A 20674-nucleotide genomic window follows, 5' to 3' on the forward strand; every position below is an offset into this window, starting at 1 on the left:
TCTTCCTCTTTCGAGGACAATTTGTTGAAGTAGCCCCAGCATCGCCGGGGCGGAAAAATCAGGACAAGAAGCCCAACGCGTTGCCGATAATCCCCAGCGCAAACAGGGCGAATATCAGCCATACCGGATTAATTTTCTTGTTGAGCAGCCGTACCATCAGCAGCGTCAGACCCAGCGCCAGCAGGCCAGGACAGAGTTGGTCGAGGATGTTCTGCACGGTCATGGTGACGGTGGCGCCGTCTGCGCCAGGCGTTTGCGATACCACCAGCGGCACGTTGATGCTGGTCCATTTGGTGACCAGTACCCCCATCACAAACAGGCCAAGAATTGATGCGCCTTCGGTCAGTTTTTGCAGCAGGTTGCCGCCCATGTCGCTGACGATATTGACCCCTTTACGAAAGCCAAGCTGTAAGCCGTACCACTTCATGGCAAGACGTACTGCATTGAAAAGAAAGAAGAACAATAGTGGCCCGAGAATGTTTCCGGAGAGCGCCAGCGAGGCGCCGAGCGCGGCGGTAATCGGGCGCAGCGTTCCCCATACCAGCGGGTCGCCAACACCGGCCAGCGGACCCATCAGCCCAACTTTGATGCCGTTGATGGCCCCGTCGTCAATTTCCGCACCGTTGGCGCGGGCTTCTTCCATCGCGGCGGTCACGCCAATCACCGGGCCGCAAACGGCAGGTGTGGTATTGAAGAACACCAGGTGGCGCTTGAGGGCCGCAACCTGGTCCTCTTTCAGTGGATACAGGCGCTTAATAGCCGGGATCATGTCGTAGCAAAAGCCCAGCCCATGAATGCGTTCAAAGTTGAATGACGCTTGCTGGAGGTTGGAGCGAACAAACATGCTAAACAGGTCGGATTTGGTCAGTTTTTTCTGTTCCATGGTGGGCTCCATTAGTCATCAAGCTGATCGAGAGCTTGAGAAGAGGCGGGTTGCGCCTGCGGTTCGGCTTTACGCCACTGTGGGTTCAACTGGATGTAGACCAGCGCGATAATCACGCCAACCCCACCGAAAGCCAGCAGGCTCAAATCGAGATACCCTCCGGCAATAAATCCGAGGAAGAAGAAGGGCATCAGGTACTTCACGCCCATCATGCGCAGCACCATGGCGTAACCGACCACCACGATAAAGCCACCGGCAATCTGCAATCCGCGGGTGACGAATTCTGGAATGGCGTTGAGCATATTGCTGACCATATCGGCGCTGACAAACAGCGAGACGATTAATGCAGGGATGGCAACGCGCAGCGCCTGTACGCCGAGAGCGGAAACGTGCAGCATGTCGATGGTGCGAAAGCGGGCCTCTTCGGCTGCTTTATCCGCCGCGTGCTGGAACACCACGGTGATGGTACGGGCAAAGACGGTTAGTACCTGACCTGCCGCCGCGACGGGCAGGGCGATGGCGATACCGGTCGCAATGCTTTGCTGACCGACGATAACCAGAATGGCGGAGATAATACTGGCGAGCGCCGAATCGGGAGACTGCGCTGCGCCGACGTTCATCCAGCCAAGAGCAATTAACTCCAGCGTGCCGCCGAGCATAATCCCGGTTTTTAAATCACCAAGAATCAGTCCGATAACGGTACAAGCGATCAGTGGACGGTGGGTCTGGAACTCATCCAGCACGCTACCCATTCCGGCAATACAGGAAAATAGGAATATGGCGATAATTTGTAGGGTACTTATTTCCATAATATGTCACCTTGTGAATGTGATCATCCCTGCCTGTTAAAGCATAAGTACACAGGCATTTTTATTTATTCAGCGAAAGATTGTTCTTCTATTTTTTCGAGAATATTAATCGATGGATCGGATGCGACGACGCGTAAATCCAGCGTGACGCCTAGTTTATCTAACTCACGAAACGCATAAATGTCGTCGCTGTCTAAAGAAACGGCTTTGGTTAATTGTTTTTTACCTGGTCGCCAGGCCATGCCACCAATATTTAACGTGGCAATTTTTACCCCTTGTTTTACCATTGCTAATGCATCCTGCGGGCGGGTAAACAAATAAAAAACGGTTTCGCTCTGATATTGTGGGTTATGGTACACAGCGACCGCCTTTTCGATATTAACGACGTTAACCTTCATTCCTGGCGGGGCGGCCTGACGTAATAATGTTCGACGTACTTCATCGTTATAAACGTCGTCATTGCAAATAATAATTCGTTGGGCATTCGCCACCTTCGACCAGACGGTGGTGACCTGACCGTGAATCAAGCGGTCATCGATACGAGCAAGGGTAATGTTCATCAGAAATCCTCTTCGGTCGTTTCCAGATGTTGCCAGACGACACAGGTTTGTTGAGCAATGGTCGTCAGGTGTTCGCACAGTTCATCCACATTCATACAGCTTTGGTTGTCTACCAGTTCCAGCGCTAATGGCAGCGACAACCCGCTAATGACGCGAATGGTGGGGTTTTGCATTGCCAGCGAAGCGGCAGCATTCCAGGGACTGCCACACTGCAGATCGACGGCAATCAGCCATTCATCACTAGTGTGAATACTTACTAACTTTTCCAGCTTTTCCACGATGTTGCTGGCGTTCTCCCCAGGGACAAATGCCACCGCTTCGACGTTGACATCGCCGTAGACCATCTGTACTGATTCCAGCATGGCGCAGGCCAGATTGCCGTGAGCACAGAAGATTGCATTGACCATAAAACCTCCTTAGCCGCGCGTTTTTCCGCCCGCAATGTTAGTGGTTACTCCGGTGATATAACTGGCGCGCTCTGAGAGGAGATAACAAACAAAATCAGCGACTTCACTTAAACGTCCTGAACGACCTATCGGGATCGCGTTCTTGGTATAACCCTCACGCAGCTGTTCGACGGTGATGTTGCGGGTCCAGGCCAGCGCTTCTTCATACTCGGGGGTGCGCAGACCGGTTTTTTCCAGAATGCCAGGCGCAATTCCCACCACACGAATGCCGTGTTTGCCCAACTCTTTCGACCAGGAGCGGGTAAAGCTATTCAACGCGGCTTTGGTGGCGGCATAGCAGCTTTGGCCCTCTGAACCTTCCAGCCCGCTTTCGGAAGAGACATTCACGATCACGCCGTTATGCTGTTTTACCATTTGGCGTGCCGTTGCTTGCGACATTAAGAACACACCTTTCTGGTTGATATTAACCATTTTTTCAAAAGCAGCTTCGTTGAGTTCGTATTGCCCGGCGGGTGCTTTTTCATCAACCAATAGCCGTGGGAAGTTAACGCCAGCATTATTTACCAGTCCATCAATACGTCCGTAGCGTTGGATAATTTCAGCAACAGTATGATTAACCTCTTTGGCACTGGAAATATCCGTTGGCCAGAAATGATATCCGCTATGGCTGTCATATTTACCTTCTCCGCCATGAATATCCGCCATTTGTACATTAGCGCCTTGCGCTAATAGTTCCTCGACAATGGCCAGGCCAATTCCGGATGCACCACCGGTAACAATAATGACTTTGCCCTGCAAGTTTAACCACGTTTGCATAATAAACTCCCGATTTCAGATAAGGGGATCCCACATAAAATTAATTATGGCAGGACCAATTAGAATTTATTTACTTCAACAATAATTCAGCGGTATGACTGTTGGTGACTAAACAGTTAATATAATTCCCACGTAATGCGCCTAATATCCCACTGTATTTTTCTTCACCCATTGCAATACCAATGGAGTAACGTGCCTGTTTTAATTTATCGGTTTCGATGGCGAGCGTCTTTTCACTCATCCTGGTCTCTACGGTCACACCGTTGATATCGTAAAAGCGCGAGCAAATGTCTCCGGCAACATGGCGGGCATGCAGGTCATCACTCTCTTCACTGCCGTAAAAAGCGTGCCAGTTGGCACCATCGCGTATTGCCGGAGACCCAATACCGACCAGCGCGACATCCAGATTATCCCAGTAAGCGGAAATCGATTTGAAGTGCCGGGACTGCATAATGCCGTTACGGATCAGCGGGTTTTCCAGCAGCGCCGGGAAATCGGCCAGGTGTGATTCCCCTTTCAGCTTTGCCGCGGCACCGTAGGTCAGCGTATTGACGTGGTAGCGGCTTTCAAGTTTACCGGACGGTCCGCCGATAATCGGCACACAGATCAGCTGGCGTGACTGGCTGGCCGGGGATAATCCTTCAACCAATCCCCGTACCGCGCGACCCCATGAAAAACCAATAATGTCGCCGGGTTCCAGTAAGCGTTCCAGCAACTGTGCGCCGTGCACGCCCATCATATTAAGTTGTTCATCTTCCTGTTCGCTGTCGCAGGAAACTACGACCGCTTCTTTCAGGCCAAATTTCTGTTTTAACTGCTGTTCCAGCCACAGATTTTCGTTGTAGTCGTAATTAATGGCGATAGTGACGATACCCTGCTCGCGGCCACGTTTTAGTAATCGGCTGATCGTGGTGCGGTAAATCCCCAGCTCGCGGGCGATTTGCGCTTGTGTCATATCCTGCTCGTAATAAAGCTGCGCTATTTTTACGATCAGGCGGATATCATCGCTGTTTTCCATCGCCATTTTTGGACTCCTGCACATTTGTGCAAATCACGAAATTGCCTTCTTGATCTGATATAACCCCATCTGTTTCACATCTCAAAGCTATTTTCACTTATTTCAGCGTTAAGAACTGACCGATTGTGTTGCACATTTGATGTGGAGATTGCGCGTTGTCGGCACAGATGTGCGTGCTGCTCTAATGTATTGATTCTGCTTGTTTTCATCCAACAAAATTGCAGATATGGATTACCGACACTTTTGTGTCAAAAGGTGGGGCGGATCACAAATAGCGCTCGGGCATTTGAACACGATTATTTTTTATCGCCCACAAGGTAGGGTATATTTCGCTGTCAAAGGAGAAACTATGCTGCCCGACTCATCCATCCGATTAAATAAATACATCAGTGAAAGCGGAATCTGCTCGCGTCGCGAGGCGGATCGCTTTATCGAACAAGGGAATGTCTTCCTGAATGGTAAACGCGCCACCATTGGCGATCAGGTAAAGCCTGGCGATGTCGTAAAAGTGAATGGTCGGTTGATTGAGCCGCGTGAAGCGGAAGATCTGGTTTTTATCGCGCTGAACAAGCCAGTAGGGATTGTCAGCACCACCGAAGACAGCGAGCGCGACAACATTGTTGATTTCGTGAATCACAGCAAGCGTGTGTTCCCAATCGGTCGTCTGGACAAAGATTCCCAGGGACTTATCTTTCTGACCAACCACGGCGACCTGGTGAATAAAATCCTGCGTGCCGGTAACGATCATGAAAAAGAGTATCTGGTGACGGTAGATAAGCCGGTCACTGATGACTTTATCCGTGGGATGGGGGCCGGTGTGCCAATCCTCGGCACCGTCACCAAGAAATGTAAGGTGAAGAAAGAAGCGCCGTTTGTGTTTCGCATCACGCTGATTCAGGGGCTGAACCGTCAGATCCGTCGTATGTGCGAGCACTTTGGCTATGAAGTTACCAAACTTGAGCGTACGCGTATCATGAACGTTGGCTTGTCTGGCCTGCCGCTTGGTGAATGGCGCGACCTGACGGATGACGAACTGATCGATCTGTTCAAGCTGATTGAGAACTCGTCCTCAGAAGCCAAACCGAAGGCGAAAGCGAAGCCAAAAACCGCAGGCATTAAGCGCCCGGTAGTGAAAATCGAAAAATCTGCGGAGAAAGAGAAATCGCGCCCGGCAGCAAACGGTAAACGCTTTACCTCACCGGGGCGTAAGAAGAAAGGGCGTTAACGTCTGCCGCGCGTGGGCGTATTCGCTGACCAGGAAAACGATGCTTCCGCATCCGGTTTATAAGCCTGCTTTTTCTTTAACTGGCGGGCTTTTTTTGCTTCCGCTTCGCGCAAGGCCATCAGTTTATCGATGTACTCTTTCTTGATGCTGTTGGTCTCTGCGTTGGTCAGCAGCCGACCATGCGCGATGCGCGCGCGGTCGAGCAGCGTTTTCAGTTCACGCTGCTCGCGCTCGGTCATCTCTTTTTGGGTAATGCGGGGGAGTGCCATAGGGGTGCCCTCTGTTAGCCGGTATCCTCAGTGTACGGCAAAGTGCAGAGGCTGGGTAGGCCGGATAAGGCGTTAGCCACCATCCGGCGATTTGCACGCATTGTGCCTGATAGCGTTACGCTTATCGGGCCTACAGCCGACAATTAGCGGCGTTTTTTCTCATCAATCGGTTTACCGGACCAGTAACCCGCCAATAACGAACCAGAAAGGTTGTGCCAAACGGAGAACAGCGCACCGGGCAGGGCGGCGAGCGGGCCGAAATAGATTTTACCCAGCGCAGTGGCCAGCCCCGAATTCTGCATGCCCACTTCGATAGCTAACGTACGGCAGGTCGACTCGTCGAAACCAAACAGTTTTCCGCCCCAGTAGCCGCCAAGCAAACCGATGGTGTTATGCAGGATAACGGCGATAATCACCACAAAGCCGACGGACGCAATGTGCGAAGCGGAGCCTGCCACGACGGCGCTGATGATCGCCAGGATGCACACCATAGAAAACGCGGGCAGATACGGCTCGACGGCTTTTACGACGCGTGGGAACAGATGGTGAATGACCAGTCCCAGGGCAATCGGAATGACCACGATCTGCAGAATACTCAGCAGCATACCCATCACATCCACCTGAATATGCGCATCGACATACAGCCGTGTCAGCAGCGGTGTGGCGACAACGCCAACCAACGTTGAAACGGATGAAATAGTCACGGAGAGCGCCACATCGCCTTTTGCCAGATAGATCATGACGTTAGAAGCTGTTCCGCTGGCGACGCTACCGACCAGCACCATGCCTGCGGACAGTTCCGGCGGCATATTAAAAGCCAGCGCCAAAATCCAGGCGGCGAGCGGCATCACCAGATAATGCAGGAAAATACCCGCGGCGACCGGCGCAGGACGTGAGAGTACGCGTTTAAAGTCATCCACCTTCAAATGGACGCCCATGCCGAACATAATCAGCATCAGTAACGACGGCACGAATGGCCCGACAGGCGTAAAGGTGGAGGGCGTGTAATACGCAATAACAGAGAGCAGCAGCGCCCATAATGGGAACAGCCGCGTCAGAGTAGCGAGCATGTTATATTCCTTGCGATTGAAATGTGTTGTGTTGTTATAAAAAAGCCGGGTTCGAGCCCGGCTATAGTTATTATTTATCGCGTGATGAAATATTATTCAAACAAATTATGGTGCAGCTTCTGTACCACCTGTTCGGCTTCGGTTCCGGGCACCAGGAAGCACAGGTTATGGCTGGATGCGCCGTAGCAAATCATGCGGATGTTGAACGGCTCCAGTACACCGAACACCTCTTTACCCACGCCACAGGCTTTGGACAGGTCGTTGCCAATCAGCGCCACCAGCGCCAGGTCTTCTTCCACTTCAACCCGACACAGGGCAGACAGTTCCATCAGCAGAGACTGTGTTAACAGCGTATCGCCGGTAGACGTTGAACCGGTGGTATCCAGCGTCAGCGCCACGCTGACTTCCGATGTGGTAATTAAATCTACCGAGATGTTGTGGCGCGCCAGGATGCCGAACACTTCCGCTAAAAAGCCGCGAGAGTGCAGCATATTCAGGCTATGCAGCGTTAGCAGCGTTTGCTTACGGCGTAGCGCCAGGGCACGGAACAACGGTGGATTTTGGGTTTTATTGCATACCAGCGTACCGCCTGCTTTTGGATCCTTACTGGAGCCAACAAACACCGGGATATCGCTACGTACAGCAGGTAACAGGGTTGCCGGGTGCAGCACTTTCGCGCCGAAGGTCGCCATTTCCGCGGCTTCTTCGAAGGCGATTTCATCAATACGTTTAGCGGCTGGAACGACGCGCGGATCGGTGGTGTAAATGCCGGGAACATCGGTCCAGATATCGACGCGCGTTGCGTGCAGCGCTTCAGCCAGCAGGGCGGCCGTATAATCACTGCCGCCGCGTCCCAGCGTGGTGGTGCGGCCCTTGCTTTCGCTGCCGATAAAGCCTTGGGTAATCACCAGGCCTTCGCTCAGACGCGGGGCTAACTGGAGCGTGGTCAGTTCGGCCAGCGCTGCGACGTCGGGTTCTGCACGACCGAAACGATCGTTAGTGCGCATCACTTTACGCACATCAAACCACTGCGCTTGGACGTTGCGCTCACGCAGGATCTCAACAAACAGGAGGGTAGACATCAGCTCACCGTGGCTGACCAGTTCGTCGGTCAGCGCGGTTGAGGTCGCCAGTGACGCCGCCTCTGCCAGCGTGGTGATGTTTTCCAGCAGGCGTTCGATCTCTTCACGAATCACGTTTGGATAACGCAGGCGTTCCAGAATATTGAACTGAATTTGACGAATGGCGTCGAGTTTTTCGAAGCGCTCGGTTGGCTCCAGCCCTTCGGCCAGCGCGACCAGCAGGTTAGTAATGCCTGCCGATGCGGAAAGCACCACTAATCGGACGTTCGCATCAGAAAGCACCACATCGGCGCTGCGATTCATGGCATCAAAATCCGCCACGCTGGTACCGCCAAACTTGGAGACAACTACATCAGTCATAACTACCTCGTGTCAGGGAGTGAATAGAGCGACCATGGCACATAAGGCAGAACGGAAACCGGTGCAGGCGCAAATGCAAATACCGTATTTATAAATAAAATGTGTAGCTTGCACTGTCAACGCTGGGATTATGCGGATTTTTCATGCTGCAACTGCGTTGAGTAACGGTACTAATAACAACGCTGATAACGGCTATACTTTTTAACCTCGTTTGGCGGATGCCCTGGCAATGGCATTAAAACAATCACACTTTTCTGTGACTGGCGTTACAATCGATCTCAGTCACAATTCTCAAAATCAGAAGAGTATTGCTAATGAAAAACATCAATCCAACGCAGACCTCAGCCTGGCAGGCACTACAAAAACACTTTGAAGAGATGAAAGACGTTACTATCGCCGATCTGTTCGCGAAAGATAGCGATCGTTTCACCAAATTTTCCGCGACGTTTGACGATCTGATGCTGGTGGATTTCTCCAAAAACCGCATCACTGAAGAGACGCTGGCCAAACTGCAGGATCTGGCGAAAGAGACCGATTTGGCAGGCGCCATCAAGTCCATGTTCTCCGGTGAGAAAATCAACCGTACCGAAGACCGTGCCGTGCTGCACGTGGCGCTGCGTAACCGTAGCAATACCCCAATCATCGTTGACGGCAAAGATGTGATGCCGGAAGTGAACGCGGTGCTGGAGAAGATGAAATCCTTCTCGGAAGCGATCATTTCCGGAAGCTGGAAAGGCTATACCGGCAAAGCTATTACTGATGTGGTGAACATCGGTATCGGCGGTTCCGACCTTGGTCCGTTCATGGTGACCGAAGCGCTGCGTCCGTATAAAAACCATCTGAACATGCACTTTGTGTCTAACGTCGATGGGACGCACATCGCTGAAGTGCTGAAGAAAGTGAACCCGGAAACCACGCTGTTCCTGGTCGCTTCGAAAACCTTCACCACCCAGGAAACCATGACCAACGCCCATAGCGCGCGCGACTGGTTCCTGAAAACCGCCGGTGATGAAAAACACGTTGCCAAGCACTTCGCAGCCCTCTCCACTAACGCGAAAGCGGTCGGCGAATTCGGTATTGATACCGCCAACATGTTTGAGTTCTGGGACTGGGTTGGCGGTCGTTACTCTCTGTGGTCAGCAATTGGTCTGTCGATCATCCTGTCCGTTGGTTTCGATAACTTCGTTGAGCTGCTGTCCGGCGCGCATGCGATGGACAAACACTTCTCCACTACCCCGGCGGAGAAAAACCTGCCGGTGCTGCTGGCGCTGATCGGGATCTGGTACAACAACTTCTTCGGCGCTGAAACCGAAGCGATCCTGCCGTACGACCAGTATATGCACCGTTTCGCGGCCTACTTCCAGCAGGGCAATATGGAATCCAACGGCAAATACGTTGACCGTAACGGCAACGCGGTGGACTACCAGACGGGCCCAATTATCTGGGGTGAGCCGGGGACTAACGGCCAGCATGCGTTCTACCAGCTGATTCACCAGGGCACCAAAATGGTACCGTGCGATTTCATCGCGCCGGCTATCACCCATAACCCGCTGTCCGACCACCATCCGAAGCTACTGTCCAACTTCTTCGCTCAGACCGAAGCGCTGGCGTTCGGTAAATCCCGCGAGGTGGTAGAGCAGGAATACCGCGACCAGGGTAAAGATCCGGCAACGCTGGACCACGTTGTGCCGTTCAAAGTGTTCGAAGGCAACCGTCCAACCAACTCCATCCTGCTGCGCGAAATCACGCCGTTCAGCCTGGGTGCGCTGATTGCCCTGTACGAGCACAAAATCTTTACTCAGGGCGCTATCCTGAACATCTTCACTTTCGACCAGTGGGGCGTGGAGCTGGGCAAACAGCTGGCAAATCGCATCCTGCCGGAGCTGAATGATGATAAAGAGATCACCAGCCATGATTGCTCGACTAACGGTTTGATTAACCGTTATAAGTCCTGGCGCGCCTGATGACGCTGCGCTTATCCGGCCTACAGGCACACATTTGTAGGCCGGATAAGGCGTTTAGCCGCCATCCGGCATTAATGAAATATAAAAGCCGATATTAATATCGGCTTTTTTTATAAGATTGCTCCAGGATATCTACGTTGTTACTTCACTCCCTAATTGAGCTTAATCCTAAAGTAATTAACTTACCGGAATTCCATCTCTGTTATTTTCGGAATTTACGGATATTGCATATCTGATGTTTATATTTTAACTGATTGATTTTAATGTTTAATATTATTAATTAATAATGACGATTTGCTTTCTTTTCTAATTATCCTAAATTCCCGCCTGACGTAATTTGCACACTTTGGCTTGTGTATACTCGATCTCGCCCGAAATTCTTTTGGGTAAATCTCCATTCATTAAATGAAGGGAATTTGTGATGAAAAAAGTTCTGTATGGCCTTTGGGCTATATCTGCGCTTGCGGTGACCTCTGTCTATGCTGCTCCCGTTCAGGTGGGTGAGGCTGCAGGGTCGGCTGCCGCGTCGGTTTCGGCAGGAAGTTCCTCCGCTACTAGCGTGAGCACCGTAAGTTCTGCGGTGGGGGTTGCCCTTGCGGCAACCGGTGGTGGTGATGGTTCTAATACCGGAACCACAACCACGACAACCACCAGTACCCAGTAATACCGGTACGTTTAATTCTAACCACACTTCGGTGTGGTTATTTTGAATTACCAAAAGCCTGCGGGATTTGTAGGCCGGGTAAGCGTTGCGCACCCGGCAATAATGCGGAGAAGTGTCGTGAAGCGACCAGCGCTCATATTGGTTTGCCTGTTACTACAGGCGTGCTCAGCCACCACCGAAGGGCTGGGCCATTCGCTGTGGGATAGTGTGTTTGGTACTCCCGGCGTTCAAATGACGGATGATGAAATCCAAAACATGCCCTACGCCAGCCAGTATATGCAGCTCAATGGTGGCCCACAGCTGTTTGTCGTACTCGCGTTTGCAGAAAACGGACAACAGAAATGGGTGACTCAGGATCAGGCCATTCTCGTGACGCAGCATGGGCGCATTGTGAAAACGCAGCTCGGCGGTGACAACCTGATTGAGGTGAATAATCTGGCAGCGGACCCGCTCGTCAAACCCAATCAGATAACCGATGGCGCAACATGGACCCGCACGATGGGCTGGACTGAACATCAGCAGGTGCGCTATGCCACCGCCCGCTCTGTTTTCACATGGGATGGCACTGACAGCATTCAGGTCGGCAGTGATGAAACGCCAGTGCGCATCCTTGATGAAGAGATAACTACCGATCAAACGCGCTGGCATAACCGCTACTGGGTCGATAGCGAAGGGCAAATCCGTCAGTCGGAACAGTATCTGGGAGCTAACTTCTTCCCGGTGAAAACCACGCTGATTAAGGCGGCAAAATCATGATGAAACGAGCCGTAATGGCGCTGATTTTTAGCCTGAGCGCATCCTCTGTTTTTGCTGCGGGCAATGTCAAAGTAATGATTGCAGGCAGCGCTGAACCCAAAATATTGACCGGTGCGGAGCATCTGATCGATCTGGTTGGACAGCCGCGGTTGAGTAATAGCTGGTGGCCCGGAGCGGTCATCAGCGAAGAGCGGGCAACGGCGGCGGCAGAACGCCAACAGCAGACATTACTGGCTCGTCTGGCAGCGCTGAGTGCTGAAGAAAGCGGTGACGATGCCGCGGCTATCAACACATTACGCCAGCAAATTCAGGCACTGAAGGTGACCGGTAGACAGAAAATCAACCTTGACCCGGATGTGGTGCGCGTCAGCGAGCGAGGCAACCCGCCGTTGCAGGGCAATTACACGCTATGGGTTGGATCGCAGCCAACGGATATCACATTGTTTGGTTTGCTAAGCCGTCCGGGTAAACAACCGTTTGTGCCCGGGCGTGATGTCGCCAGCTATCTCGATGGGCAAAGTCGGCTCAGCGGTGCGGATCGCAGCTACGCGTGGGTCATCTATCCCGATGGGCGCTCGCAAAAAGTCCCTATCGCTTACTGGAACAAACGTCACGTTGAGCCGATGCCCGGCAGCATCATTTTTGTCGGACTCTCTGATGCCTTCTGGAGCAGTACCCCGGATGAAATCAATGCCGATATTCTTCACACCCTGACCCAGCGGATACCTGAATAATGAGAAAAACTTATCTGCTCAGCTTACTGGCGCTGGGCGTAAGCGTTGCCTGTCACGGTGAAACATGGCCTGCGCCCATTGGTCCATCCCAGTCCGATTTTGGCGGCGTAGGTCTGCTGCAAACCCCGACTGCACGGATGGCGCGTGAAGGGGAAATGAGCCTCAACTACCGGGACAACGATCAGTACCGCTACTACTCTGCGTCGGTGCAACTGTTCCCATGGCTGGAAACCACGCTGCGCTATACCGATGTGCGTACCAAAAAATACAGCAGCGTAGAGTCATTTTCTGGCGATCAGACATATAAGGATAAAGCGTTTGATCTCAAACTTCGGCTGTGGGAAGAGAGCTACTGGATGCCGCAGGTGGCCGTTGGCGCGCGGGATATCGGCGGGACGGGTCTGTTTGATGCGGAGTATATTGTAGCGAACAAAGCCTGGGGCCCGTTTGATTTCTCGCTCGGTCTGGGCTGGGGATATCTTGGTACCAGCGGCAACGTCAGCAATCCGTTTTGCTCATACAGCGATAAATTCTGTCATCGCGATAACAGCTACAAGCAGGCTGGTTCTATTGACGGCAGTCAGATGTTTCATGGTCCGGCATCGTTATTTGGCGGCGTGGAATATCAGACACCCTGGCAGCCGCTGCGCCTGAAACTGGAGTATGAAGGCAATAATTACCAGCAGGATTTTGCGGGCAAGCTGGATCAAAAGAGCAAGTTTAACGTCGGCGCTATCTATCGCGTCACCGATTGGGCCGACGTTAACCTCAGCTATGAGCGCGGGAACACTTTTATGTTTGGGTTTACGCTGCGGACTAACTTCAACGACTTGCGACCAAACTATAACGATAACGCCCGTCCGAAGTATCAGCCACAGCCGCAGGATGCGATTCTGCAACATTCGGTAGTGGCGAATCAGCTAACGCTGCTGAAATATAACGCCGGGCTGGCGGATCCTAAAATTCAGGTGCAGGGCGATACGCTGTATGTGACCGGCGAACAGGTGAAATACCGTGATTCGCGTGAAGGGATCGAACGCGCCAACCGGATCGTGATGAACGATCTTCCCGACGGGATCCGCACGATCCGTATTACCGAAAATCGCCTTAACTTGCCGCAGGTGACGACCGAAACGGAGGTTTCCAGCCTTAAGCGACACCTGGAAGGTGAGCCGTTGGGTCATGAAACACAACTGGCGCAAAAACGCGTTGAGCCTGTGGTGCCGAAAACGACTGAGCAGGGTTGGTATATTGATAAGTCTCGCTTTGATTTTCATATCGATCCGGTACTCAATCAGTCGGTGGGCGGCCCGGAAAACTTCTATATGTACCAGTTGGGTGTAATGGGAACTGCGGATTGGTGGGTGACCGATCATCTGCTGACTACCGGGAGTTTGTTCGCCAACCTCGCCAATAACTATGACAAATTTAACTACACCAACCCGCCACAGGATTCGCATTTACCACGCGTTCGTACCCACGTGCGTGAGTATGTACAAAACGATGTCTACGTGAATAACCTGCAGGCCAACTACTTCCAGTCACTCGGAAACGGGTTCTACGGACAGGTTTACGCTGGTTATCTGGAGACCATGTACGGCGGGGCAGGGGCAGAAGTGTTGTATCGTCCGTTAGACAGCAACTGGGCGTTTGGCATTGACGCCAACTATGTGAAACAGCGTGACTGGCGTAGCGCGCAGGATATGATGAAATTCACCGACTACAGCGTGAAGACCGGGCATTTGACGGCTTACTGGAATCCTTCATTCGCTCAGGATGTACTGGTAAAAGCCAGCGTGGGTCAGTATCTGGCGGGAGATAAGGGGGGAACGCTGGAAATTGCCAAACGCTTCGACAGCGGTGTGGTGGTAGGAGGCTATGCGACCATCACCGACGCCTCGCCGGATGAATATGGCGAGGGTGATTTTACCAAAGGGGTGTACGTTTCCGTGCCGCTGGATCTCTTCTCTTCAGGCCCAACCCGCAGCCGTGCGGCGATTGGCTGGACGCCGTTGACGCGTGACGGTGGGCAGCAGCTTGGACGTAAGTTTGGTCTGTATGATATGACCAGCGACAGAAGCGAGAACTTCCGTTAATGCTTGATCGCCCGATGCGCTGCGCTTATCCGGCCTACATTGCCGGTCGGATAAGGCATTTATGCCGCCATCCTGCGATTTACAAACGACGCAATAATTTTGCCGGGTTGCCCGCGTACACGCCTTTCTCGGTAATCGATTTTGTCACCACGCTTCCCGCGCCGATGACTGCGCCATCGCAGATTGTGACTGCCAGAATGGTCGCCCCACTGCCGATCGAGACATCATTGCCAATCGTAATTCTTCCCCAACTGGTGCGGTCGGCATTGGGTTTTCCTTGCCGAAACATATCATTGGCGAACATCACGCCATGCCCGATAAAACAGCGGGAACCGATGGTGACATATTCGCAGATGAAGGTGTGAGACTGAATTTTGCTGTCTGCGCCAATCTGCGTGTTGCCCTGGATTTCAACAAATGGTCCGACAAAAACGTTATCCTCCAGTATGCAGTCGTACAGGTTCGCCGGTTCATAAACCACTACATTCTCACCGCACGTGACGTTGCTAACAGCGGATTGACGAATATTCACCATTTATATCCTCTTAAATCTGCTTTTCCATAACGTACAAAATGCTGGTCTGGGAGGCGGTAGTGAAAGCAATTTCCTTTACAAACGTCATCCCTTGCCGTTCATAGAACTGCCGTGCCTTAGGATTATCAGCCAGTACCTCAAGCCAGAGCCATTTTTCATCCTGCTCTTTGGCCTGGCGAATAACTTCGGCAAAAAGCTGCTCACCGTACTGTTTGCCCGTTGCATCTGGCATCAGGTAGATCTTATGTAGCAATGCCCCTGAACGCCCTTCTGGATCAATAGAGTGGCGGAGACTGTATTTGGCAAAGCCAACCGGTGCATCGGTAAAGGCGATAAGCCAGAAGGTTCCTGGCTCGGCCAAACTGCTGGATATCGCTGGTAAGGAATATTCCTGCTCAAGATAAGCGTCGAGCTCGCTCGGGTTTTTCCACAAAGGCGCAAAGTGATGTCGATAGCTGGTATAGCCCATTGAGCTTAGCAAGCTGGCATCGTCGACGGTTGCCATTTGAATCTTAAGCATTTCTATTCCGTTCAAGATGTTAGAGTCAGAAGCATTGTTGCACTATTATTGAACTGCACAAAACATAAACAAAAAATGTAGATCTCTGTCACATTTCTGCGTTATACAGGAACCTTGTTACTGAACAGGAGGGGCCGTTATGACGTCGCTATCTCGTCCGCGCGTGGAGTTTATCTCCACCATCTTACAGACCGTGTTGAATCTGGGGTTGTTGAGTCTGGGCCTGATCCTGGTCGTATTCCTGGGGAAAGAAACGCTGCATCTGGCAGATGTGCTGTTCGCGCCGGAACAAACCAGCAAGTATGAGCTGGTGGAAGGGCTGGTGGTTTACTTTCTCTACTTTGAATTTATCGCCTTGATTGTGAAATACTTTCAGTCAGGATTTCATTTTCCGCTGCGCTACTTTGTCTATATCGGGATCACCGCGATTGTGCGGTTGATCATCGTCGATCATAAAGCGCCGATGGATGTGCTGATCTATTCTGCGGCGATCCTGCTGTTGGTGATCACTCTGTGGCTGTGTAATTCTAAACGGCTGAAGCGAGAGTAAAAGACAACACGCCGCAATCCGGCTGCGGCGTATTGTATGTCAGGGTTACTGCGCAGAGGCTGGCTGGGTTTTCTCTGCTGCGGGTTCCCACAGCTCTTCAAGTTCTTCCAGCGTTTTGCCTTTGGTTTCCGGCACGAACTTCCACATAAACAGCGCCGCCAGAATACCCATACAACCGTAAATCCAGTAGGAGAAACCGTTGTGGAAATGGGAAACCAGCCACGAATTTTTGTCCATCATCGGGAAGGTCCAGGAGACGAAGTAGTTCGCCAGCCACTGAGCGGCGACGGCAATAGCGAGTGCTTTGCCACGAATCGCGTTCGGGAAGATTTCTGCCAGTAGCACCCAACAAACCGGTCCCCAGGACATGGCGAATGCGGCGACGTAAAACAGCATCGACAGCAGCGCTATCAGCCCGGAAGCCTGGGTGTAAAACGCGGTGCCAAGGCTAAACATACCGATAGCCATACCCAATGCACCAATAATTTGCAGCGGTTTACGACCAAATTTATCCACCGTCATGATTGCCAGCACGGTGAAGCTCAGGTTGATTACGCCGACAATAATGGTCTGCAAGAGCGCCACGTCGGTGCTGGCCCCCAACGTTTTAAACACTTCCGGCGCGTAGTAGAGCACGACGTTAATACCGACAAACTGCTGGAAGATGGACAGCATCACGCCGATGACGATAACGCCCACGCCAAACATCAACAGGCGCCCGCCGGTTTTACGACCATGCTCCAGAGACTGGTTGATCTCCTGCATGGCCTGGGTGGCGAGGCTGTTGCCCATAATTTTGCGCAGAATGCCTTCCGCCTGCTCGTGTTTGCCACGCGCCATCAGCCAGCGCGGGCTTTCCGGTACGGTATACAGCAGCAGTAAAAACAGCAGGGCGGGAATACTTTCGGAAGCAAACATATATCGCCAGCCATCGGTATTTAGCCAGTTAGCGTCCCCGGAACGGGCAATGAAATAGTTAACGCAATACACCAACAGTTGACCAAAAATAATGGCGAACTGGTTAAAGGAAACCAGTTTCCCACGAATATGCGCTGGAGCCAGTTCTGCAATATACATCGGTGAGAGCATTGAGGCTAAACCAACGCCAATACCACCAATGATGCGATAAATAACAAATTCGGGGACGTACCCGGCCAAATAAACAGGCACGGCATTATCTGGGTTAATCGTGGTAAATCCTAATTCTGGCCACGCGGAACCAATACCGGAAATAAAGAACAGCAGGGCGGCGATTTTGAGCGAGTCCCGACGACCAAAGCGGTTACTGCAATAACCGCCCAGCGCACCGCCGATGATGCAGCCAATCAACGCACTGGCGACGCAAAAGCCCAATAGCGAGTTAGCGGCGGATTCACTTAAATGTTGCGGGGCGACAAACACGGTATTTAAGGATTCTACCGTTCCGGATATGACAGCAGTGTCATAGCCGAATAATAGCCCTCCTAATGTTGCTACTAATGTAATCGAAAAAATATAACTGGAATTATATTGGGTGTTCATTCAGACCTGCCTTAGAGGATACAGCTCTTTTGATCAGTGTCGTGATGGTGGATTTAACAGGCAGGGAAGACAATTATCATTTTTTACATTGCAATTATGTTTTGTCTTTTCTGTGATCTTAATTCTATTTAATTTGTCTATTTTCAGGCGGTAAATATAATTGCAGTGATGCGGGCCACGAAAGGAAATAATCGTAACAGCAATGCAAAATAACATAAAAAAGGGCGCTCCGTAGAGCGCCGAATAACAGTCACAGGTTGGGATAACATAAGTTGAGGGTTGCAGTGGCATTGCCCGTTGCCGGGCAGGTACTTCGATAAAACTTAACCTTTCACACCACCCGCCGTCAGGCCGTTGACCAGCCAGCGCTGTGCCAGCAGGAACACCAGAGTAATCGGAATGGCTGAAAGTACAGCTGCGGCGGCAAAGTCGCCCCACAAGTAGTTCTGTGGATTGAGGTACTGCTGCATACCAACCGCAAGGGTGTAGCTGTTCACATCACGCAGCAGCAGTGACGCGACCGGTACTTCGGTAATAGCGGCAATGAATGACAGAATAAATACGACCGCCAGAATCGGTACGGAAAGCGGCAGCAGTACCAGGCGGAATGCCTGCCACGGTGTGGCGCCATCCAGCGCGGCCGCTTCTTCCAGCGAACCGTCGATGGTTTCAAAATAGCCCTTAATCGTCCAGACATGCAGTGCGATACCGCCGAGATAGGCGAAGATCACGCCGCCGTGAGTGTTCAGGCCGATAAACGGAATGTACTGGCCCAGGCGGTCAAACAACGCGTACAGGGCAACCAGCGACAGTACCGCCGGGAACATCTGGAAAATCAGCATCCCTTTCAGCAGGGTCGCTTTACCCGGGAAGCGCATACGGGCAAAGGCGTAAGCACAGGTGGTGGAAAGCGTCACAATACCAATCGCGGTAATGGTGGCGACTTTCACCGAGTTCCACAGCCACAGCAGCACCGGGAACGGCGGCGGAGTGACGCGGCCATCCGCGTGTTCTACGCTAAAGCCCAGCGCCAGTTTCCAGTGTTCCCAGGAAATATTATCCGGGATCAGGCTGCCGGTAGCGAAGTTACCTTCACGCAGCGAAATGGCGATAACCATCAGCAGCGGGAACATGATCGCCGCGATAAAAATCAGCAGCCCTAAGTGCGTTGCGAATAAACGTAACTTTTGTGATTTCGGTTGGACCATAGCCATTGTCGTTATCTCCCTTAATCAAACTTCATACGCGTGGCTTTCAGGTTCACGATGGCCAGCGCGCCTACCAGCAGGAAGATCAGCGTAGCAATCGCCGCCGCCAGACCGAAGTCCTGACCGCCGCCGCCTTCAAAGGCGATACGGTAGGTGTAGCTGACGAGCAGGTCGGTGTAACCGGCAGGCGTGGTGGTGCCGAGGCGATCCGGGCCGCCGTTGGTCAACAGTTGAATCAGCACGAAGTTATTAAAGTTAAAGGCGAAGCTGGCGATCATCAGCGGCGTCAGCGGCTTAATCAGCAGCGGTAATGTAATTTTAAAGAAGTTCTGGAACGGACCTGCGCCGTCCATTGCCGAGGCTTCATACAGATCATCAGGAATCGCTTTCAGCAGCCCCATGCACAGGATCATCATGTACGGATAACCCAGCCAGGTGTTAACGATGATAATCATCGAACGCGCGGTGGTTGGATCGCTAAACCAGGCCGGCTTGATACCAAACAGCGCGCTGAGCATCATGTTAATTTCACCAAAACTCTGGTTGAACAGTCCTTTGAAAATCAGAATCGAGATAAACGACGGTACGGCGTAGGGCAGAATCAGCAGGACGCGGTAAATCGCTTTGCCCTTCAGAGATTCCCACTGCACCAGACAGGCCAGCACCATACCCACAGCCACGGTCAGAATCACCGTCAGGACTGAGAACACTACCGTCCAGACAAAGATGGCGAAAAACGGTTTCTGGATGCCCTCGTCGGTAAATACGCGGGTGAAATTGTCCCAGCCGATGGTGACGGTATAGCCCGGGCTGAGTTTTTCAGTACCCCAGCTACCGTCTGCGTTAATGGCCTGATAATAACCAATATCGTTATTAGCGCGGTACTTCACGCCGCTTTGATTGTTGGTGAGCGTCCCATCATCGGCCAGGGAGTAGAGCGGCTGCGTACCAGAGAACTGACGCAGTGAACTCATGATGACTTTGCTCTCGTCCGGCAGAATAGCCGTTAGCTGAGTCAGCGCCTGACGATTCTGGGTGATGATGCGCAGCGTCGCACGTTCGCCCGCTGGCAGCGCCTCGGTTTCTTTTAACTGCAGCTTCTGTTCGCCACCAAATTTAAAGGTGTCGGAAACATAATTTTTTCCCGTTTCACCGTCGGTGAGGGCCAGTTGCCACTCATCACCCGCCGGATACAGGCCAAAGTTGTAAGTTTTACCTGCCTGATAAGAACGATCCATCAGGACTTGTTGAGCACGTTCAAAGGTCAGCTGGTTGGTGCTGCTGTAGTTGGTAAAAGCAATGGCGATGGTACAAATGAGCGGAAACAGGACAAACAGCCCCATACCGGCCACGCCAGGATAAACATAGCGCCAGGCATAGGCTTTACGGTTAGCGAAAATATACAGGCCAACAGAGCTTAAAATTAGCGTCATGATGGCAAACAGATACTCCCCCTGAGCGTACATCAAAACAACAAGGTAACCGACCAGCAGACCAAGCAGACCCATTACTGACCATTTCAGCATGTCGCTTTGCCACCAGTGTTTCTTTTTAATGACATCCATGGGGTTCAATCCTCAACAACAATGAAAACCTGTTGGTCAGCGTGCCTGATGGCGCTGCGCTT

At 52.0% G+C, this 20674-nt stretch carries 21 protein-coding genes; 7 read left to right on the plus strand and 14 right to left on the minus strand.

Annotation, left to right across the window (positions count from 1 at the left end):
• Positions 1 to 58: 58 nt before the first annotated feature.
• From FDX04_RS02465 to FDX04_RS02490, 6 genes are all read right to left on the minus strand, one after another.
• A complete protein-coding gene (locus tag FDX04_RS02465; RefSeq protein WP_042313051.1) occupies positions 59 to 883 on the minus strand; it encodes a PTS system mannose/fructose/sorbose family transporter subunit IID in 825 nt (274 codons plus the stop codon).
• An 11-nt stretch (positions 884 to 894) separates the two neighbouring features.
• A complete protein-coding gene (locus FDX04_RS02470; RefSeq protein WP_042313048.1) occupies positions 895 to 1692 on the minus strand; it encodes a PTS mannose/fructose/sorbose transporter subunit IIC in 798 nt (265 codons plus the stop codon).
• 65 nt (positions 1693 to 1757) lie between these two features.
• Entirely contained in the window at positions 1758 to 2252 is a 495-nt protein-coding gene (locus FDX04_RS02475; RefSeq protein WP_137361101.1) for a mannose/fructose/sorbose PTS transporter subunit IIB, read from the minus strand.
• Positions 2252 to 2659, minus strand: coding sequence for a mannose/fructose/sorbose PTS transporter subunit IIA (locus tag FDX04_RS02480; protein ID WP_061382705.1), 408 nt, complete (start codon positions 2657 to 2659; stop codon positions 2252 to 2254). Before FDX04_RS02480 ends, FDX04_RS02475 begins: the two co-directional genes overlap by 1 nt.
• Before the next feature lie 9 nt (positions 2660 to 2668).
• Positions 2669 to 3475 (minus strand): SDR family oxidoreductase, encoded by an 807-nt coding sequence (locus FDX04_RS02485; protein WP_137348851.1) that lies wholly within the window; start codon positions 3473 to 3475, stop codon positions 2669 to 2671.
• 70 nt (positions 3476 to 3545) lie between these two features.
• Positions 3546 to 4493, minus strand: coding sequence for a sugar-binding transcriptional regulator (locus FDX04_RS02490; protein WP_121530049.1), 948 nt, complete (start codon positions 4491 to 4493; stop codon positions 3546 to 3548).
• A 349-nt stretch (positions 4494 to 4842) separates the two neighbouring features.
• Here FDX04_RS02490 and rluF point away from each other — a divergent pair, with 349 nt between their 5' ends.
• Positions 4843 to 5718 (plus strand): 23S rRNA pseudouridine(2604) synthase RluF, encoded by an 876-nt coding sequence (gene rluF / locus FDX04_RS02495; RefSeq protein ID WP_042313037.1) that lies wholly within the window; start codon positions 4843 to 4845, stop codon positions 5716 to 5718.
• Here rluF and FDX04_RS02500 read toward each other — a convergent pair.
• The 3 genes from FDX04_RS02500 to lysC all read right to left on the minus strand — a co-directional run bounded on the left by FDX04_RS02500 (position 5715) and on the right by lysC (position 8499).
• On the minus strand, positions 5715 to 5987 hold the full coding sequence (locus tag FDX04_RS02500) for a DUF3811 domain-containing protein (RefSeq protein ID WP_003826541.1): 273 nt from the start codon (positions 5985 to 5987) through the stop codon (positions 5715 to 5717). The two genes, rluF and FDX04_RS02500, sit on opposite strands and share 4 nt — an antisense overlap.
• Before the next feature lie 143 nt (positions 5988 to 6130).
• On the minus strand, positions 6131 to 7057 hold the full coding sequence (gene panS / locus FDX04_RS02505; protein ID WP_137370408.1) for a ketopantoate/pantoate/pantothenate transporter PanS: 927 nt from the start codon (positions 7055 to 7057) through the stop codon (positions 6131 to 6133).
• Positions 7058 to 7149: 92 nt separating this feature from the next.
• Positions 7150 to 8499 (minus strand): lysine-sensitive aspartokinase 3, encoded by a 1350-nt coding sequence (lysC, locus tag FDX04_RS02510; RefSeq protein WP_042313032.1) that lies wholly within the window; start codon positions 8497 to 8499, stop codon positions 7150 to 7152.
• 314 nt (positions 8500 to 8813) lie between these two features.
• Between lysC and pgi the strand changes: the two genes are divergently transcribed.
• The 5 genes from pgi (at position 8814) to FDX04_RS02535 (ending at position 14713) form a co-directional block, all read left to right on the plus strand.
• Positions 8814 to 10463 carry a glucose-6-phosphate isomerase gene (gene pgi / locus FDX04_RS02515; RefSeq protein ID WP_042313030.1) on the plus strand — a complete coding sequence of 550 codons (1650 nt, stop codon included), beginning with the start codon at positions 8814 to 8816 and terminating at the stop codon, positions 10461 to 10463.
• A 421-nt stretch (positions 10464 to 10884) separates the two neighbouring features.
• Positions 10885 to 11127, plus strand: a complete 243-nt coding sequence (gene yjbE, locus FDX04_RS02520) for an exopolysaccharide production protein YjbE (RefSeq protein WP_061382702.1) — start codon at positions 10885 to 10887, stop codon at positions 11125 to 11127.
• 117 nt (positions 11128 to 11244) lie between these two features.
• The gene (locus tag FDX04_RS02525) at positions 11245 to 11883 is read left to right on the plus strand and encodes a YjbF family lipoprotein (protein ID WP_137370409.1); all 639 of its coding nucleotides are present in this window, start codon (positions 11245 to 11247) and stop codon (positions 11881 to 11883) included.
• On the plus strand, positions 11880 to 12617 hold the full coding sequence (locus FDX04_RS02530) for a capsule biosynthesis GfcC D2 domain-containing protein (RefSeq protein WP_137370410.1): 738 nt from the start codon (positions 11880 to 11882) through the stop codon (positions 12615 to 12617). Before FDX04_RS02525 ends, FDX04_RS02530 begins: the two co-directional genes overlap by 4 nt.
• Positions 12617 to 14713, plus strand: a complete 2097-nt coding sequence (locus tag FDX04_RS02535) for a YjbH domain-containing protein (protein WP_042313024.1) — start codon at positions 12617 to 12619, stop codon at positions 14711 to 14713. Before FDX04_RS02530 ends, FDX04_RS02535 begins: the two co-directional genes overlap by 1 nt.
• Positions 14714 to 14792: 79 nt before the next feature.
• On the opposite strand, the gene FDX04_RS02540 is transcribed toward FDX04_RS02535, so the two are convergent.
• Both FDX04_RS02540 and FDX04_RS02545 read right to left on the minus strand, forming a co-directional pair.
• Positions 14793 to 15248, minus strand: a complete 456-nt coding sequence (locus FDX04_RS02540) for an acyltransferase (protein WP_137370411.1) — start codon at positions 15246 to 15248, stop codon at positions 14793 to 14795.
• 10 nt (positions 15249 to 15258) lie between these two features.
• Positions 15259 to 15768, minus strand: a complete 510-nt coding sequence (locus tag FDX04_RS02545) for a GNAT family N-acetyltransferase (RefSeq protein WP_137370412.1) — start codon at positions 15766 to 15768, stop codon at positions 15259 to 15261.
• Positions 15769 to 15907: 139 nt separating this feature from the next.
• On the opposite strand from FDX04_RS02545, the gene psiE reads away from it, so the two are divergent.
• The gene (psiE, locus tag FDX04_RS02550) at positions 15908 to 16318 is read left to right on the plus strand and encodes a phosphate-starvation-inducible protein PsiE (RefSeq protein ID WP_003031674.1); all 411 of its coding nucleotides are present in this window, start codon (positions 15908 to 15910) and stop codon (positions 16316 to 16318) included.
• 45 nt (positions 16319 to 16363) lie between these two features.
• On the opposite strand, the gene xylE is transcribed toward psiE, so the two are convergent.
• The 3 genes from xylE to malF all read right to left on the minus strand — a co-directional run bounded on the left by xylE (position 16364) and on the right by malF (position 20612).
• Positions 16364 to 17839 (minus strand): D-xylose transporter XylE, encoded by a 1476-nt coding sequence (xylE, locus tag FDX04_RS02555; RefSeq protein WP_137370413.1) that lies wholly within the window; start codon positions 17837 to 17839, stop codon positions 16364 to 16366.
• Positions 17840 to 18162: 323 nt separating this feature from the next.
• Positions 18163 to 19053 (minus strand): maltose ABC transporter permease MalG, encoded by an 891-nt coding sequence (malG, locus tag FDX04_RS02560; protein WP_038636242.1) that lies wholly within the window; start codon positions 19051 to 19053, stop codon positions 18163 to 18165.
• Between the two features lie 14 nt (positions 19054 to 19067).
• The gene (gene malF / locus FDX04_RS02565; protein ID WP_137361110.1) at positions 19068 to 20612 is read right to left on the minus strand and encodes a maltose ABC transporter permease MalF; all 1545 of its coding nucleotides are present in this window, start codon (positions 20610 to 20612) and stop codon (positions 19068 to 19070) included.
• Positions 20613 to 20674: the final 62 nt, after the last annotated feature.

The sequence above is a fragment of the Citrobacter sp. wls615 genome (assembly GCF_005281355.1).
GTDB classification, from domain to species: Bacteria; Pseudomonadota; Gammaproteobacteria; order Enterobacterales; family Enterobacteriaceae; genus Citrobacter; species Citrobacter werkmanii.

Excerpts from the sequence above, each read along its gene's own strand:
- FDX04_RS02535 (WP_042313024.1), top strand. The coding sequence starts at position 12,617 with ATGAGAAAAACTTATCTGCTCAGCTTACTGGCGCTGGGCGTAAGCGTT.
- FDX04_RS02545 (WP_137370412.1), bottom strand. The coding sequence starts at position 15,768 with ATGCTTAAGATTCAAATGGCAACCGTCGACGATGCCAGCTTGCTAAGC.
- FDX04_RS02530 (WP_137370410.1), top strand. The coding sequence starts at position 11,880 with ATGATGAAACGAGCCGTAATGGCGCTGATTTTTAGCCTGAGCGCATCC.
- yjbE (WP_061382702.1), top strand. The coding sequence starts at position 10,885 with ATGAAAAAAGTTCTGTATGGCCTTTGGGCTATATCTGCGCTTGCGGTG.
- FDX04_RS02540 (WP_137370411.1), bottom strand. The coding sequence starts at position 15,248 with ATGGTGAATATTCGTCAATCCGCTGTTAGCAACGTCACGTGCGGTGAG.
- lysC (WP_042313032.1), bottom strand. The coding sequence starts at position 8,499 with ATGACTGATGTAGTTGTCTCCAAGTTTGGCGGTACCAGCGTGGCGGAT.
- FDX04_RS02470 (WP_042313048.1), bottom strand. The coding sequence starts at position 1,692 with ATGGAAATAAGTACCCTACAAATTATCGCCATATTCCTATTTTCCTGT.
- FDX04_RS02490 (WP_121530049.1), bottom strand. The coding sequence starts at position 4,493 with ATGGAAAACAGCGATGATATCCGCCTGATCGTAAAAATAGCGCAGCTT.
- malF (WP_137361110.1), bottom strand. The coding sequence starts at position 20,612 with ATGGATGTCATTAAAAAGAAACACTGGTGGCAAAGCGACATGCTGAAA.
- FDX04_RS02465 (WP_042313051.1), bottom strand. The coding sequence starts at position 883 with ATGGAACAGAAAAAACTGACCAAATCCGACCTGTTTAGCATGTTTGTT.
- FDX04_RS02480 (WP_061382705.1), bottom strand. The coding sequence starts at position 2,659 with ATGGTCAATGCAATCTTCTGTGCTCACGGCAATCTGGCCTGCGCCATG.
- panS (WP_137370408.1), bottom strand. The coding sequence starts at position 7,057 with ATGCTCGCTACTCTGACGCGGCTGTTCCCATTATGGGCGCTGCTGCTC.
- pgi (WP_042313030.1), top strand. The coding sequence starts at position 8,814 with ATGAAAAACATCAATCCAACGCAGACCTCAGCCTGGCAGGCACTACAA.
- psiE (WP_003031674.1), top strand. The coding sequence starts at position 15,908 with ATGACGTCGCTATCTCGTCCGCGCGTGGAGTTTATCTCCACCATCTTA.
- FDX04_RS02485 (WP_137348851.1), bottom strand. The coding sequence starts at position 3,475 with ATGCAAACGTGGTTAAACTTGCAGGGCAAAGTCATTATTGTTACCGGT.
- FDX04_RS02500 (WP_003826541.1), bottom strand. The coding sequence starts at position 5,987 with ATGGCACTCCCCCGCATTACCCAAAAAGAGATGACCGAGCGCGAGCAG.
- malG (WP_038636242.1), bottom strand. The coding sequence starts at position 19,053 with ATGGCTATGGTCCAACCGAAATCACAAAAGTTACGTTTATTCGCAACG.
- rluF (WP_042313037.1), top strand. The coding sequence starts at position 4,843 with ATGCTGCCCGACTCATCCATCCGATTAAATAAATACATCAGTGAAAGC.
- FDX04_RS02475 (WP_137361101.1), bottom strand. The coding sequence starts at position 2,252 with ATGAACATTACCCTTGCTCGTATCGATGACCGCTTGATTCACGGTCAG.
- xylE (WP_137370413.1), bottom strand. The coding sequence starts at position 17,839 with ATGAACACCCAATATAATTCCAGTTATATTTTTTCGATTACATTAGTA.